The organism is Nocardia carnea (assembly GCF_029868325.1).
GTDB classification, from domain to species: domain Bacteria; phylum Actinomycetota; class Actinomycetes; order Mycobacteriales; family Mycobacteriaceae; genus Nocardia; species Nocardia carnea_C.
The window spans coordinates 1-14995 of the sequence record NZ_JARWNW010000094.1 but is presented as its reverse complement, the minus strand read 5'-3'; the positions used below and the strand labels follow the sequence as shown (position 1 = coordinate 14995).

Here is a 14995-nt window from a genome sequence, read left to right as displayed (position 1 = left end):
TGGTGGTCTGTACCGCCGATCAGGTTTCTCGTTATGGGCCGGGATACCGACCGCAGTCCGGCCACCGCACACGAAAGGTCCCAGAGTGGTCCTGCGAATATTCGGTATATCCATAATCGTCACAGTGCTGTCGCTGGTAGTGGCGTTCCTCTACGGCGGCCCGACCGCCCTGGCACTCTGCCTCATCCTCGGCATCCTCGAAGTCTCCCTCTCGTTCGACAATGCCGTGATCAACGCCACCGTCTTGGAAAAGATGAGTGAGTTCTGGCAGAAGATCTTCCTCACCATCGGCATCCTGATCGCCGTCTTCGGTATGCGGCTGGTCTTCCCGCTGGCCATCGTGTGGATCACCGCGGGACTCAACCCCGTCCAAGCCTTCGACCTGGCGCTGAACCCGCCGCCGAACGATGCGGCGACCTTCCCGGACGGCAGCCCCAGCTACGAGACCCTGCTCACCGACGCCCACCCCCAGATCGCGGCGTTCGGCGGCATGTTCCTGGCGATGCTGTTCCTGAACTTCATCTTCGCCGACCGCGAAATCAAATGGTTGTCCTGGGTGGAACGCCCGCTGGCCAAGGCCGGCAAGCTGGATATGGTGTCGGTGGTCGTGGCGGGCGTCGGCCTGGTGCTGTCGGCGGAGTTCCTGGCGCACGACGACACGCGTTCCACGGTGTTGCTGGCCGGCCTGCTCGGCATGATTCTCTACATCGCGGTCGACGGACTGGGCTCGATGTTCCACGTCGAAGAACAGGCCGAAGAGGCCGCCGGCCCGTCCGGGCTGGCCAAGGCCACCGGTAAGGCCGGGTTCTTCCTGTTCCTCTACCTCGAAGTCCTCGACGCCTCGTTCTCCTTCGACGGTGTGATCGGCGCGTTCGCCATCACCGCCGATCCGATCATCATCGCCCTGGGCCTGGGTCTGATCGGCGCCATGTTCGTCCGGTCGATCACCGTGTACCTGGTCCGCAAGGGCACGCTGAACGAGTACGTGTACCTCGAACACGGCGCCCACTGGGCGATCGGCGCCTTGGCGCTGATCCTGCTGATCACGGTCGGCGATATCCACGTCCATGAGCTCATCACCGGTCTCGTCGGTATCGCGTTCATCGGCGCCGCGGTGGTCTCCAGCGTCCTGCGCAACCGCAAGGAAGGCAGCGAACCGGAGAAGCCGCTCACCCCGGAGCGCACCCCGGTCGCCTGACCCGGAAACTGGACAGCAGACGCGGGAGCGGACCATACGGTCCGCTCCCGCTCTCTTTTCGGCGCCCTACCCCGGCCGGGCCGTTCTAATTGCGCGGGCCGGTCAGGTGGGCGGGGTCGAGATCGAGGTTGCGCAGCAGTTGGGCGTTGAGCGCGACGACGATCGTGGACACCGACATGAGCACCGCGGCGACGGCGGGAGAGATCGCGATCCCGGCGAAGGCCAGCACACCCGCTGCCAGCGGGACGGCGATGATGTTGTAGCCGGTGGCCCAGAGCAGGTTCTGCCACATTTTCCGGTAACTGGCGTGGGACAGTTCGATGATCGACAGCACCGCGCGCGGGTCGTTCGCGGCGAGGACGACGCCGGCGGATTCGATCGCGACATCGGTCCCCGCGCCGATCGCCACCCCGACATCGGCGCGGGCCAGCGCGGGAGCGTCGTTGACACCGTCGCCCACCATCGCGACCTTGTGCCCGCGGTTGTGCAATTCGGTGACCTTCGCGTCCTTGTGTTCGGGCAGCACTTCGGCGAAAACCTCGTCGATACCGAGGTCGGCGGCGACGGCGTCGGCGACCTGACGCGCATCGCCGGTGATCATCGCGACCTTCACGCCGCGGGCGTGCAACGCGTCGATGGCTCGGCGGGATTCTTCGCGGACGGCGTCTTCGAGGGCGACGGCGCCCAGCACCCGATCACCCTGGACGATATGCAGCACCGAGGCGCCGCGTTGTACCCAGCCGCGGGTGACAGTGGTGACATCGTCGGGTACCGGCAACCCGGAATCGGCGAGCATGGCCGGACCCCCGACGGTGACCTCCGTGCCGTCGACGCGGGCGCGTACCCCGCGGCCCGGCAGGGAGCGGAAATCGCCGGCGGTCAACTGTTCCGACTCCGGAACTCGGGATTCGGCGGCGGACACGATGGCCCGCGCGAGGGGGTGCTCGCTATCGGTTTCGACGGCTGCGGCGAGCGCGAGCAGATGATCGTCGCCCGTGCCGGCGGTGGCGGTGACCCCGGTGAGCTGGTGCCGGCCCTGGGTCAGGGTGCCGGTCTTGTCGAACAGCACCACATCGACGGTGCGCATGTGTTCGAGCGCCAGACGGTCCTTGACCAGTACCCCGGCTTTCGCGGCCCGTTCGGTGGAAATCGCGATGACCAGTGGAATCGCCAGCCCAAGGGCGTGCGGACAGGCGATGACGAGGACGGTCACCGTGCGCACCACCGCCTCGTCCAGGTTGCCGAGCAGCGCCCAGATCGCGAAGGTCAGTACACCGGCACCCGCGGCGAAATAGAACAGGAATGCGGCGGCTTTGTCCGCCAGCGCCTGGGCGCGAGAGGACGAGGCCTGGGCGTCGGCGACCATCCGCTGGATACCGGCCAGGGCGGTGTCCTCGCCGATCGCGGTGATCCGCACACGCAGGGCGCTGTCGGTGGCGACGGTGCCGGCGACCACGGTCTCACCGATATCGCGGCTCACAGTTTTCGACTCACCGGTGATCATCGATTCGTCGACCTCGGCGCGGCCGTCGGTGACCGTGCCGTCGGCGGGTACCCGCGCCCCGGCCCGCACCAGCACCAGGTCACCCCGGGACAGCTCGGTCAACGGCACCTCGTCGATACCGTCATCGCTGATTTTCTCCGCGGTATCGGGCAGCATCGCGGCCAGGGCGTCGAGTGCCCCGGACGCCGAACCCAGCGCCCGCATCTCCAGCCAGTGCCCCAGCAGCATGATGACGATGAGCAGGGCCAGTTCCCACCAGAAGTCCAGCTCGAACCCGCCGATCCCGAGCGTGGTGACCCAGGAGGCGACGAACGCGACCGTGATCGCCATGGCGATCAGCAGCATCATCCCGGGCCGGCGAGAACGGAGCTCGGTCCAGCCGCCGGTGAGGAACGGCATCCCGCCGTACACGAAGATCACCGTGCCCAGGACCGGAGGAATCCACGAGACGCCCGGGAAGTCCGGCAGCTGGTAGCCCAGCAGCTCGGCAACCATATGGCTGAACCCGACGACCGGCAGCGACAGGATCAGACTGACCCAGAACCGGCGGCGGAACATCTCCCCATGCGCCCCGTGCCCGGCATGCCCATCGTGACCCCCACCGCCTCCGGTCCCGCCGCCGTGCCCGGAATGATCGCCGTGCCCGGGGTGGCTGTCGTGTCCGGAACGACTGCCGTGCCCGGGAGAAACGTCGTGACCAGAATGGACGTCGTGGCCGGGAGACGCGTCATGACCGGGCCGGGCGGTACGCCGGCCCCGGGTGTCCGGGGCCGGGTCCTGTGCGGATAAGCCGTGGTCGTGCCCGGCGGGGACGGAGCCGGTGTGCCGGTGCTCGGGATGCGACATCGAGAAGCCTCCTGACTGTTCGACCGGAGTCTGCTGCCGGGTGTTCCGCTTCTGGGGTTCGTCGTACTGTCCTCCCACTCATCCTCCACACCATTCCCGGCGGTGGGCCATCACAGCTCGGAACGCGAGCCAACCGTGATGCCGATCCCGGCAACCCGGCGGCCGAGCTCAGCGACGTATCGGACTTGCCGGTTCGCGTCCCTGCCGGTCGATACTGCCGCCGGCGGTTGCTTCCGGCTGCGACCGGTCCAGCCGGTACAACGCCGCCGCCGCCACTGCCCCGATGAGACCGAGCCCCGCCCATACCGCCCAATCCGCACCGGCGGCGCGCGCGGCCCCGACGACCGCGCCGGTGGCGAGGTTGCCGGCCAGGATGCCGATACCCACGATCGTGTTGTAGAAGCCGTAGTGGGTGGCTACCAGTTTGCCGTCCGCGAGCGAGACGACGGTATCCATTTCGAAGGGGAACACCGCGGCGGTTCCGACCGCGAGCACCGCCGTGGACAGCAGTAGTGCGACGATCGCGGCGGGCACACCGAACCGTCCGGGTCCGGGCACCAAGAGCAACGGCAGGAAGGCTGCGGCCAGTATCGCCATACCCACCGCCAGACTGCGCCCGGTACCCCAGCGCGCCCGGAACCACCCGGTGATCCGCAGCTGTCCGGCCACGGCCACCACCCCGGAGACCACGAACAGCGCCGATACGAGCACTTGGGATTGCGCACCGGCCAAATATTCGGCCTGCAGCGGTAAGGCCAGATACACCTGGAACGACAGCACGTACGAGCCGATCATCGTCAGTGCGAACAGCAGGAAGCGGCGGTTGGCCGCCACGGTGCGCCAGTCCTGCAGCACCGAGGCCGGTTCGGTGGCCTTCTGCTCGCGGCGCGGCGGCAGCGCGAACAGCTGCGCGACGGTCAAGACAGCGAATACGACCGCCGCGGCCGCCGCGGTCACCCGGAAATCCAGGAACATCAATGCCAGGCCCACCAGCGGCCCGGCCAGGATGCCGGCTTGATAGAAGATGTTGAACACCGCGAACGCTTCGACGCGCCGTTCGCCGGTGTCGGCCGCCAGATAGGCGCGAACCGCCGGGTTGAACAGCGCGCCGGCGAAACCTGTTGCGGCGGAAGCAATGAGCACCCAGGGCAGCGAGGTGGCGAATACCAGGAGGGCGAACCCGCCGGTGCGCAACAGACAGCCTGCGACGATCAAGGGTTTGTAACCGAGCCGGTCGGCGAGAGTGCCGCCGATGAGGAACATTCCCTGCTGGGAGAAGTTCCGTACCCCGAGTACCAGGCCGACCGCCCAGGCCGCCAAGCCCAGCGGTCCGGCGAGGTAGCCGGCCAGATACGGCATCAACATATAGAAGCCGAGGTTGATACCGAACTGGTTGATCATCAGCAGCCGCGCGGCGAGGTCGAAGCTGCGGAAGCTCCTCAGTACGGTCACGATTCGGTTCCTCCTGCCCGGTCGGTAGCGTACGGGTCGACGACGGTGGTGCAGCGGGTCCACGAGTGCACCACCCGTTGCCCCGGATGCGCGATCACATCGGGTTCGATCGGCGGATCGGTATCGACCAGCCCGTGCTCGCGGCAGTAGTCGTCGTTGTAGACGGTGTCGAAGTAGCGCTGCGGCCCATCCGGGAACACCGCCGCGATGCGGGTGCCGGCCGGCCGAGTACGCGCGACCCATCCCGCGACCAACGCCACGGCACCCACGCTCCAACCACCGGTCGCATAATGGGTACCGGCCAGCGCCCGGCACGCCCAGACGGCTTCGGCCGGTGCGACCCAATGCACTTCACGGAACGCCGAATAGTCGACGTTGCGCGGGAAGATGCTGGACCCGAGCCCGCGCATGACCCGCGGTCCGGCGGGCTGACCGAAGATCGTGGAAGCGACCGTATCCACGCCGATCAGCTGCAGGTCCGGGTTGACTCGGCGCAGCACCCGCGCGACACCCGCGGAGTGACCGCCGGTGCCGACGGCGCACACCAGCACATCGATCTCGCCCAGCTGCTGTATCAGCTCCCGCCCGAGCGATTCGTATCCGTCGATATTGTCGGGATTGCTGTACTGATCGGGGCACCAGGCCCCGGGCTCGGCCGCCATGAGTTCGGCGACCCGCTCGCGGCGTGCTTGCTGCCAGCCGCCGCTGGGATGCGGTTCGGCCACCAGCTCGACCCGCGCACCGTAGGAGGCGAGCAGGCGGTCCACGATCGGTTCGAGTCCCGGATCGGTGACCACGGTGACGGGATGGTGGTACACCGCCCCGGCCAGCGCCAGGCCCAATCCGAGAGTGCCGCTGGTGGATTCGATGATGCGGGCCCCGGGCGCCAGATCCCCGCGCTGTTTCGCCCGCTGGACCATGTGCAGGGCGGGCCGGTCCTTCATCCCGCCGGGGTTGAAACCTTCGAGTTTCGCCCAGAAGCCGCGGCCGGCGGGCGCCAGCGGCTCCCCCACCCACAGAACGGGGGTGTTGCCGACCAGCGAACTCGATTCCCGCGCCGGAGCAGGCGGGGTGAGCACAATCGAAGCAGGTTCGGCCGACTTGCCGAACACGATGTCGTTCATGATTGTCGCTTTCTGTATCCGAACCGCCACACAGGGCGGTCGAGACGGTGAGCGGGCAGCGAACACCGGCCGACGACGGGAAGGTCTCGGCCTGGCGCTGACCGATCAGCGTCGGGAGATACAGAAATTCGTGAGAATGGCCTGCCCGTTCAGCACGGGTAAGCCGCCGCCCGGCGGGCCCCGGATCCCGCGCGTACCGGTGGAGACCTGGGCGAGTGCGGTGAACAGGGCCATCCCGATCAGCGCCGTCAACAGCAACTGCTGGACGGTCGCGCCGCCGGAGGGCAGCACCGATTTCTCCACGCAGTGGATCATGTGCGGATCACAATGATCCAGGTGACCGCTCATACCGTGCAGGTGGCCCGGATAGGCGCTGCCGACAGCCGGTGCGGGGGCCGCGGTAACCGAACCGCTGTGCTCGTCTGCCAGATGCAGAGTGCAGTCGAGGATCGGGGCGATGAGTAGCACCGCCATCACCAGTGCCACCGATACGCGGCGCAGCCGAGCGGAAATATTCACCGCGGAGCACGCGGTTCCGGGCGCCTGGGGCCCTGTATCGGTGCATCGCCCCCCGGAGACAGTGCGCCGCGGTACCGGACATGATCTTCGCGTTCACGCTGTCCATCGACGTGTACGAATTTCCCGGTCGTCACCGCTGCACCTCCTTCTCTGCGCCCAATTGTTCTCGCGGCGAGGCCGTATCGGCGAAGTAAACCGCAACGGTCGCAGAACAACCTACTCGCCACACCCATCCTGCCCCGCCATCCTGTGATCAGGGCCACCGGTGGCACCGGCGATGGGAAGAGCGCCCCCGGTACGCGGCGACCACTCGGCGCCGCATACCGGAGGCGACCCGGCCCCAGCGCCTCTCCCGAGGCGCGGGTACCGAGCCCCGCCGGGGCTCACTCAGGCGACGACTCGGTAACCGGCAGCTTCCACAGCGTCCCTGATGGCATCGCTGCCGACCGCACCCTCTGCCTCGACGGTGACCCGGCCGGTCGCCGGATCGGCATCGACTCCGGTGACGCCGGCGAGGGCACCGACCTCCTTCTTCACCTTGGAAGCGCAACCGCCACAGGTCATTCCGGCGACGGTGATGATCGAGGTATTCATATCGTTTCCTATCGATCCGTTGAATCCCACGGAGCCATCCAAATCCGTGACGACCGCCCCGCGAGAGGGACTCCTACATAGATACAATACCCCCGTTGGGTATGCAAGCCCATGAACGAGTAGAGCGGTCGATGTGGACACCACCCGGCGCACCACCGTAGTGCTACACGCTGTAGTAGAAAGGGGAGGTGGTGGAACGTCCTTCAGCACGAACAATGGCGCTGTGGGCCGCCCTGGCCTCGGCGGCGATCGGGTGCGTTGCGATAGGCGCGTGGCAGTGGACCCGGCTCGAAAGCGCAAGCGGTGTCGACCAGAATGCCGGCTATGTGCTGCTATGGCCGGTATTCGGCGCATTCCTGTTCACCGCCGGCCTGACCTGGCGACGACTACGCCGAACAGCCATCGGCTCCCCACACACCACGGCAGCCCGCCTCGAAACCCTCGCGGCACGGGAACTGCCGCCCGGACTGCTACCCGGCCGCCTCAGGACGCTTCCGGAAACCGACGACGCAACCGCCCGCTACAACGCATACCTCGCCACCCTGAACGATCGCGATCTGCGACAACAGCTTCGCGCGACCGGACTCGACAACCCCGGCCGCAGCCGTCACGATTGACGACCGATCTCGGAACCCTGATCGGTCACCGGAACCCGCACGCCGGCACCGCCCTCTGCAACCAGAACCACCTACAGCTCTGCCGGGCCCCGGGTGCGGGCGACCGCTCGGCGCATATGGCGGAGGCGATCCGGTCGAGGACGGGTACCGGCCCGCCTACTCGGGCGACGACTCGGTAGCCGGCTGCTTTCACACGGCAGAGTCCGGTAGTGGGATCAGGTCCAGCCAATCCCCGACGGCCGACACATGTGCGCGCCGTCCGGCGTGGGCACGGAACGCATCCTCCGGGTCGGTGACCTCGACATAGCCCGCGATCTTGTCCGGCTGCTCCGCCTCATAGTGCATCGGCACGGCGTAGCGGGCGCCGAGTATCTCCGCGGTTGCGGCCGCCTGCCTCGGGTCCATCGCGGCGGGTAGCGGGCTCGGCGGCTGCAGATGCGGCGCGTCGACCACCGCACCGTTGGCGGGCAGGAAAACCACGTCGAACGGGCTGAACCGGCGCGCGATGAGCCACCAGTAGCCGTGGAACATCGTGTCGCCACCATGGAAGACCCGCCGCCCTTCGGCCTGCACCACCCAGTTCAGCTGCGGGTCACCCAACCCGTCGACAGCGGGAACCGCGGTGATGCGGAACGGTCCGATTTCGCGAGTGGTCCAGATATCCACCACCTCGGCGGCCAGGCCGTACAGGGCCAGTTCGCGCTCGGCCTGCAATGTTGTCACGTTGTCCACGTCGTCACCGTGCCCGGGTGCCGGTCGCAGCACCGGCGCCCCCGGCTTCAGCACATCGGCGAGCGCAGCCGCGTCGGTGTGGTCCCGGTGGAGGTGGGTGACCAGCGCGGCGTCGACCGCCCCGGTCGGCGTTGCCAGCCCCGCACCGGGCTTCCACCCCGTGAACAGCGGTGACAGGTCCTGCACATAGTCGATCACCAGCCGCTTGCCTCCGGCCTCGATTTCCAGTCCGGCCCAGCCCAGTCGCCGCATCCGCATCTCGCACTCCTTCGTTCTCGTGGTTACCGCGAACTTTAGAATACGACCGTTCGCTAAATCAATAGCGAACGTGCGTACGCTATACTTGTCACATGTCACCACGACGCTCAGCGACCGCAGCGCGGGCCACCCGTGGCCGCATCCTCGGCCGTGCCGCCGAGATCGCTTCTGTGGAGGGGCTGGACGGCATCACCATCGGCCGGCTCGCGGAGGAGCTGGAGATGAGCAAGTCCGGTGTGCACAAGCACTTCGGCACCAAGGAGACGCTGCAGATCTCCACACTGGACAAGGCTTTCGTGGACTTCTGGCACCGGGTGGTCGAGCCCGCACTGGCCGAGCCGCCAGGTCTGCGCCGGCTACGCGCGGTATGCGACAACTCCGTCGGCTACCTGGAATCGCCACTACTGCCCGGCGGCTGCCTGATGACCGCGGCGCTCACCGAGTACGACGGCCGCCCCGGCCGGGTACGCGACGCGGTGGCCGAGGTGTGGTCGCGCTGGCGGGAACAGTTGCGGGCGGACCTGACCGTGGCGGTGGAGAACGGCGAGCTACCCGCCGGATTCGATATCGACCAGGCACTGTTCGAGATCATCGCCGCCGGGCTGGCACTGAATGCGGCTATGCAACTCCAGTACGACCGAGCGGCCGCGGGCCGCGCCCGTCACGCGATCGAACGAGCCTTGCACCAAACCTGACCACACCGGCCGATCGCGGTCAGCCGCGAGCCATATCCACGAACCGGGAAAGATGCAGCTGATGGGCCACGGTGATGGTCGCCGTGGGACCGTTACGGTGTTTACCGAGAATGAGGTCCGCCTCACCGCCACGCGGATCGTCCCGCTCGAACGCATCGGGCCGGTGCAACAGGATCACCATATCCGCGTCCTGTTCCAAAGATCCCGATTCTCGCAGGTCAGAGACCTGCGGGCGCTTATCCGTCCGCTGTTCCGGCCCGCGGTTCAGCTGACTGATCGCGACCACCGGAACCTCCAGCTCCTTGGCCAGAAGTTTGAGATGCCGCGAGAATTCCGAGACTTCCTGCTGTCGCGATTCGACCTTCTTACCGGAGGTCATCAGCTGGAGATAGTCGACCACAACGAGTTTCAGATCGTGCCGCTGTTTGAGCCGTCGCGCCTTCGCCCGGATCTCCATCATCGTCAGGTTCGGTGAATCGTCCACGAACAGCGGCGCCTCACTGATCTCACTCATCCGCCGCGCCAGCTTGGTCCAGTCGTCGTCGCTCATCCGCCCGGACCGCATATCCCCGAGCTTGATCTTCGCCTCGGCCGAGAGCAGACGCATGACGATCTCGGTCCGGCTCATCTCCAGCGAGAAGATCACACTCGCCAGCCCGTGCCGAATCGAGCAACTGCGCATAAAATCCATACCCAGCGTGCTTTTGCCCACACCGGGACGCGCCGCGACGATGATCATCTGCCCGGGATGCAGACCGTTGGTGAGTTCGTCGAGTTCGGTGAAACCGGTGGGGACGCCCAGGGAGATACCGCCGCGGGAGGCGATGGAATCGATTTCGTCCATGGTGGGCTGGAGGAGGTCTTCCAGCGGGAGGAAATCTTCGGAGGTCCGGCGTTCGGTGACCTCGTAGACCTCGGCCTGGGCGCGGTCGACCACCTCGGCGACATCTTGACCGTCGGCGCCGGCGTAGCCGTACTGCACGATGCGGGTACCGGCCTCGACCAGGCGGCGCAGGATCGCCTTCTCGGCGACGATCTCCGCATAGAAGCCGGCGTTCGCGGCGGTGGGGACGGTCTGGGTCAGGGTGACCAGGTAGGGCGCGCCGCCGATTCGTTTCAGTTCGCCGCTGCGGTCCAGGCCGGCGGCCACGGTGACCGGGTCGGCCGGTTCGCCGCGGCCGTAGAGATCGAGGATCGCATCGTAGACGGCCTGATGGGCGGGGCGATAGAAATCGCCGGAGCGCAGCACCTCGATCACATCGGCGATGGCGTCCTTGCTGAGCAGCATGCCGCCCAGGACCGACTGTTCGGCGGCCATATCGTGCGGCGGCTGACGCCCGAAATCCTCACCGGGCGGCTCGGGTGGGAAATCCGTGTGCCCGCGGTCATCGACGACTGCCATCAGACTCGACCGTCCTCTCCTCCAGACCGGACGCACCCCTGTGCCGAATGGTTCTACCGCACGGGTCCGACAGTTTCGCCGGGGCGGGAAGTGTCTGCGACCAGTGTTCAGACATCCCAGCTATCGACCGGATAGATCCGTTCCGCCGGTTTCCGGCGGAGGCGTTGACGTGGTGCTGCGATGAACCTAGGCGAGGTTCTATCCACATGCCAAACAGCCCTGTGGATAGCCCTGTGGATAACCTGGGGATAGTTCACCCCTTGTTGTGTACAACCTGTGGACAACCTGGGGAAAACGCAGGTCAGGCCGGAAAAATACCCAGCTAGACCGGGATTTTCGGCGTCAACACAGTGTGGATAAACAAAGTGTCGGCGTGTCGGAGTTGTTGAACAGCCGGGCGTGTTGAGTTAACAGACAGGCGAACAGTTATGACCTGGGTCACAATACGTCCGGTTGGTTTTGTGATTGATCCACAGGATCCACATCCTGTGGATAACGTGGACACACCAAAGACGGACCTCGACGGCACCGCCGTGAGTATCCATCCGTAGACAAGACCAGCTAACCACTGGCTAACACCCCCGAGCAAAGAGCACACCGACCGGAGACCACGCTACTGCGTGATCCCCGGTCGAAGATGCCGATAACCGCGGTTCAGCCCGCGGCCACGACCTCCAGGGCGAATTTCGCGGCGACATCAGGGTGCAGGTGCACCGTGACCTGATGCTTACCAGTGGCCTTGATATGCGACTTCGGCAGTTCGATGCTGCGCTTGTCCAGCACCGGCCCACCGGCCGATTTGATCGCCGCGGCGATATCGGACTGGGTGACCGAGCCGAACAGCTTGCCGGTACCGGCGGTCTTGACCGACAGTGAGACCGACTCCAGGTTCTCGATCGCCTGCTTCAGTTCGTTGGCATGGCCGAGATCGCGGACCCGGCGGGCCTCCTGGGCCCGGCGGATTCCCTCGACCTGCTTCTCGGCACCACGGGTGGCAACAATCGCCAGCCCGCGCGGCAGCAGGTAGTTACGGCCGTAGCCGTCCTTGACCTCTACGGTATCGCCGGGAGCGCCGAGATTGTCGACGTCGGCAGTCAGGATGAGCTTCATATGCTTGACCGACCTTTCTCAGCGAGCCGTCGAAACGTAGGGCAGCAGCGCCATCTCACGCGAGTTCTTCACCGCGATGGCGATATCGCGCTGATGCTGCACGCAGTTGCCGGTGACCCGGCGGGCGCGGATCTTGCCGCGCTCACTGACGTACTTGCGCAGCAGCGGCGCATCCTTATAGTCGATATTGACAGGTCCGGTCTTGCTTTCTTTGCAGAAAGTGCAAGCCTTCTTCTTGAGCACCTTTTCGCGCGCCGGTGCCTTGGCCATTTTCGTTCACTCCGTTTTCTTGGCGACCCGCCGACGCGGGTCTGTGCGGGCCGTCTCAGAACGGCGGTTCATCGTCCATCCGGCCGCCGCCCCCGAAGGAGCCGGCCGCGGGCGCGCTACCCCACGGGTCTTCCGCTGCGCCCTGTCCGGACCGTCCACCGCCGCTGTTGCCGGCGTTGTAGTTTCCACCACCACCGCTGTTGGAACCGAATCCACCACCACCGCCGCGGCTGGTCTTGTTGACCTTGGCCGTGGCGTACTTCAGCGAAGGACCGACCTCGTCGACCTCGAGCTCGACGACTGTGCGCTTCTCACCCTCGCGGGTTTCGTAGGAGCGCTGCTTGAGCCGTCCACTGACGATCACCCGGGAGCCCCTGGTCAGGCTTTCGGCGACATTCTCCGCCGCGTCGCGCCAGATATTGCACCGCAGGAACAGTGCCTCGCCGTCTTTCCACTCGTTGGTGTTCCGGTCGAAGATGCGGGGCGTCGAGGCGACGGTGAAATTCGCCACTGCCGCGCCCGCGGGCGTGAATCGAAGCTCGGGATCGGCCGTCAGATTTCCGATGACCGTGATGACGGTATCGCCTGCTGCCATGGTGGGTTCCTCCTGCTCGGTGTGCAGTCCGAGTGCACTCGCTGTTTGCGCTAGAGCCTAGAGACAGACTCCGACGAAACCGCGGTACCGCCGGAACTACTTTTCGTTGCGCAGAACCTTGGTGCGCAGCACCTGCTCGTTGAGGCCCAGCTGGCGGTCGAGTTCGCTCACCGTGGCGGGCTCGGCAGTCAGATCGATAACCGCGTAGATACCTTCGGCGTTCTTGCGGATCTCGTAGGCGAGACGCTTACGGCCCCAGATATCGACCTTGTCGATTTTCCCGCCCTCGGTGCGGACAACGCTGAGCATATTTTCCAGGGACGGCCCGACGGTGCGCTCGTCCATGCTCGGATCGAGGATGACCATCACTTCGTAATGACGCACGAACCAATCACCTCCTGTGGTCTGGATTCGGCCACGGACGGTCCGTGGCAGGAGGTCGTCGCGTCAGCAACCGGGCAAGAGTACCTGAGGGGGTGGGTCACTACGAAATCGATCCAGCGGTGTTCGTGACCGCACTCCGGGCGGCGCGGAAGACGATTTCCCGGTATCGGGAAAGAAGCGGAATTCGCGACCGATACGGCGGGGGCAACCTGGTATTACCGCCCGTTCTGCGCGTGCCGGTGTCCGCTCTCGACCGCTCTGCACGGCACCCGCGACACTAAGGTGATCGGTATGTCGATCGGAGCGGCCGCGCGCGCGTTCGCGGCCGGTCGCGTTTCCCGGCAGACCGCGGTGATTGCGGCGGTTGTGCTGTGCGCGATCACACTGACAGTGGCGTTTCTCAACAAGGCTCGTTGCGCCGGAGCCCCATTTCGCGCCGACGGTCGCAGTATCGCGTTCGACTATGTGAAGGATGCCCGGGTCTGCTACTCCGATATCCAGTTCCTCTGGCTGGGGCGCGATATCGATCAGCATATTTTCCCGTATGTACACGGCGGCATCACCGCCGACGGTTCGCTGATCGGCGGGGCCGTGGAATACCCGGTGCTCAGCGGCCTACTGATGTGGCTGGGCGCCTTGGGTGCGGACAACGACGCGATGTTCCTGCTGTATTCGGCGCTGCTGCTGGCTCCGTTCGCCTTGTTGACGGCCTGGTTACTGGCCCGGATGGCCGGCCGGGCCGCCCTGCTGTGGGCAGTGGGGCCGCCACTGGTGCTCTACGCATTCCACAACTGGGAACTGCCGGTGGTGTGCACGACCGTGGCGGCGATGGCGGTGATGGTGCCGAACCGGCGGCCGGTGCGGTCGCGGGCCATATTTGCGGCAGTACTCCTGGGACTCGGATTCTGTTTCAAGATCTATCCGGCCATATTCGTACTGCCGTTGATGCTGTATGTCCTGACCGACGGCGACCGGGGGCCCGCGGAAAACGGCCGCACCCGCCTCGATATCCGGGGCGCGCTGTGGACCGGTGCTGCCGCGGCGGCCACCGTCGCGGTGGTCAATCTGCCGTTCGCGATCGCCGGATACGACGGCTGGCGGGCATCGATCGAATTCCAGCAGCAGCGACAGGCCGATATCACCACGAACTCGATCTGGTTCTGGGGGCTGCGTCCGCTGTTCGGTACCGACCGGGTCGGTACCGCGGCATTCGCCGATACCGTGGCGATCGCGTCACCGATGTTGATCATCGCCTCGTTCGTCCTGGCGTTGTGGATCGGGCGGCGCCGGTACCTCGAAACGGGTGTGTATCCGTGGATAGGTGTCAGTGGGGCCATGCTGTGCGGATTTCTGCTGTTCCACAAGGTGCATTCGCCCCAGTACACGCTGTGGTTGATTCCGTTCCTCGTCGTTCTGGCGGTGCCGTGGCCGGTGGTGTGGAGTTACCTCGTCGCCGATATCGCGATCGGGGTGGGGGTTTTCCGCTATTTCTATGCGATGGGCACCGGGCATTCGGTCGAGCTGATGGAAGCGGTGGTGCGCTTCGGAGTGTGGGGCCGGGCCAGCTTGCTGGTGTTCCTGTTCGTCCTGTTCTTGAAGGTTCCGCTGCGAAAGCCGCGTGATCGGGCGGCACCGGCCGAGTCTCCGGCGGGCGGGGGCGGACCGGCAATCGCACCGGCGAATCGGTTCCATTAA

At 66.0% G+C, this 14995-nt stretch carries 15 protein-coding genes; 4 read left to right on the top strand and 11 right to left on the bottom strand.

What is annotated here, in order from left to right:
- Positions 1 to 85: 85 nt before the first annotated feature.
- A complete protein-coding gene (locus QH196_RS05950; RefSeq protein WP_280414730.1) occupies positions 86 to 1198 on the top strand; it encodes a DUF475 domain-containing protein in 1113 nt (370 codons plus the stop codon).
- Between the two features lie 85 nt (positions 1199 to 1283).
- On the opposite strand, the gene QH196_RS05945 is transcribed toward QH196_RS05950, so the two are convergent.
- The 5 genes from QH196_RS05945 to QH196_RS05925 form a co-directional block, all read right to left on the bottom strand.
- Entirely contained in the window at positions 1284 to 3548 is a 2265-nt protein-coding gene (locus QH196_RS05945) for a copper-translocating P-type ATPase (RefSeq protein WP_432279441.1), read from the bottom strand.
- 168 nt (positions 3549 to 3716) lie between these two features.
- A complete protein-coding gene (locus tag QH196_RS05940) occupies positions 3717 to 4991 on the bottom strand; it encodes an MFS transporter (protein ID WP_432279443.1) in 1275 nt (424 codons plus the stop codon).
- Between the two features lie 5 nt (positions 4992 to 4996).
- A complete protein-coding gene (locus tag QH196_RS05935) occupies positions 4997 to 6124 on the bottom strand; it encodes a PLP-dependent cysteine synthase family protein (protein WP_280414728.1) in 1128 nt (375 codons plus the stop codon).
- 105 nt (positions 6125 to 6229) lie between these two features.
- Positions 6230 to 6643 (bottom strand): hypothetical protein, encoded by a 414-nt coding sequence (locus tag QH196_RS05930; protein ID WP_280414727.1) that lies wholly within the window; start codon positions 6641 to 6643, stop codon positions 6230 to 6232.
- A 387-nt stretch (positions 6644 to 7030) separates the two neighbouring features.
- Positions 7031 to 7237: a heavy-metal-associated domain-containing protein gene (locus QH196_RS05925; RefSeq protein ID WP_280414726.1), complete on the bottom strand. Its 207-nt coding sequence runs from the start codon at positions 7235 to 7237 to the stop codon at positions 7031 to 7033.
- A 191-nt stretch (positions 7238 to 7428) separates the two neighbouring features.
- Here QH196_RS05925 and QH196_RS05920 point away from each other — a divergent pair, with 191 nt between their 5' ends.
- Positions 7429 to 7854 (top strand): transcriptional regulator, encoded by a 426-nt coding sequence (locus QH196_RS05920; protein WP_280414725.1) that lies wholly within the window; start codon positions 7429 to 7431, stop codon positions 7852 to 7854.
- Between the two features lie 189 nt (positions 7855 to 8043).
- Here QH196_RS05920 and QH196_RS05915 read toward each other — a convergent pair whose 3' ends face one another.
- Complete coding sequence (locus QH196_RS05915; RefSeq protein WP_280414724.1) at positions 8044 to 8844, bottom strand: MBL fold metallo-hydrolase; 801 nt, start codon at positions 8842 to 8844, stop codon at positions 8044 to 8046.
- 92 nt (positions 8845 to 8936) lie between these two features.
- Here QH196_RS05915 and QH196_RS05910 point away from each other — a divergent pair, with 92 nt between their 5' ends.
- On the top strand, positions 8937 to 9539 hold the full coding sequence (locus QH196_RS05910) for a TetR/AcrR family transcriptional regulator (RefSeq protein WP_280414723.1): 603 nt from the start codon (positions 8937 to 8939) through the stop codon (positions 9537 to 9539).
- A gap of 19 nt (positions 9540 to 9558) precedes the next feature.
- On the opposite strand, the gene dnaB is transcribed toward QH196_RS05910, so the two are convergent.
- From dnaB to rpsF, 5 genes are all read right to left on the bottom strand, one after another.
- Positions 9559 to 10941 carry a replicative DNA helicase gene (gene dnaB / locus QH196_RS05905; protein ID WP_280414722.1) on the bottom strand — a complete coding sequence of 461 codons (1383 nt, stop codon included), beginning with the start codon at positions 10939 to 10941 and terminating at the stop codon, positions 9559 to 9561.
- Positions 10942 to 11595: 654 nt separating this feature from the next.
- Positions 11596 to 12051: a 50S ribosomal protein L9 gene (gene rplI, locus QH196_RS05900; RefSeq protein ID WP_062978911.1), complete on the bottom strand. Its 456-nt coding sequence runs from the start codon at positions 12049 to 12051 to the stop codon at positions 11596 to 11598.
- An 18-nt stretch (positions 12052 to 12069) separates the two neighbouring features.
- Positions 12070 to 12321 carry a 30S ribosomal protein S18 gene (gene rpsR / locus QH196_RS05895; protein ID WP_033246575.1) on the bottom strand — a complete coding sequence of 84 codons (252 nt, stop codon included), beginning with the start codon at positions 12319 to 12321 and terminating at the stop codon, positions 12070 to 12072.
- Between the two features lie 55 nt (positions 12322 to 12376).
- Complete coding sequence (locus QH196_RS05890; protein ID WP_280414721.1) at positions 12377 to 12916, bottom strand: single-stranded DNA-binding protein; 540 nt, start codon at positions 12914 to 12916, stop codon at positions 12377 to 12379.
- Positions 12917 to 13012: 96 nt separating this feature from the next.
- Positions 13013 to 13300 (bottom strand): 30S ribosomal protein S6, encoded by a 288-nt coding sequence (gene rpsF / locus QH196_RS05885; protein WP_280414720.1) that lies wholly within the window; start codon positions 13298 to 13300, stop codon positions 13013 to 13015.
- Between the two features lie 291 nt (positions 13301 to 13591).
- On the opposite strand from rpsF, the gene QH196_RS05880 reads away from it, so the two are divergent.
- Positions 13592 to 14995 (top strand): glycosyltransferase 87 family protein, encoded by a 1404-nt coding sequence (locus QH196_RS05880; protein ID WP_280414719.1) that lies wholly within the window; start codon positions 13592 to 13594, stop codon positions 14993 to 14995.

Coding starts and splice junctions, on each gene's coding strand:
- QH196_RS05945 (WP_432279441.1), bottom strand. CDS start 3,548: ATGTCGCATCCCGAGCACCGGCACACCGGCTCCGTCCCCGCCGGGCAC.
- QH196_RS05935 (WP_280414728.1), bottom strand. CDS start 6,124: ATGAACGACATCGTGTTCGGCAAGTCGGCCGAACCTGCTTCGATTGTG.
- QH196_RS05925 (WP_280414726.1), bottom strand. CDS start 7,237: ATGAATACCTCGATCATCACCGTCGCCGGAATGACCTGTGGCGGTTGC.
- QH196_RS05915 (WP_280414724.1), bottom strand. CDS start 8,844: ATGCGGATGCGGCGACTGGGCTGGGCCGGACTGGAAATCGAGGCCGGA.
- QH196_RS05910 (WP_280414723.1), top strand. CDS start 8,937: ATGTCACCACGACGCTCAGCGACCGCAGCGCGGGCCACCCGTGGCCGC.
- dnaB (WP_280414722.1), bottom strand. CDS start 10,941: ATGGCAGTCGTCGATGACCGCGGGCACACGGATTTCCCACCCGAGCCG.
- rplI (WP_062978911.1), bottom strand. CDS start 12,051: ATGAAGCTCATCCTGACTGCCGACGTCGACAATCTCGGCGCTCCCGGC.
- rpsR (WP_033246575.1), bottom strand. CDS start 12,321: ATGGCCAAGGCACCGGCGCGCGAAAAGGTGCTCAAGAAGAAGGCTTGC.
- QH196_RS05890 (WP_280414721.1), bottom strand. CDS start 12,916: ATGGCAGCAGGCGATACCGTCATCACGGTCATCGGAAATCTGACGGCC.
- QH196_RS05880 (WP_280414719.1), top strand. CDS start 13,592: ATGTCGATCGGAGCGGCCGCGCGCGCGTTCGCGGCCGGTCGCGTTTCC.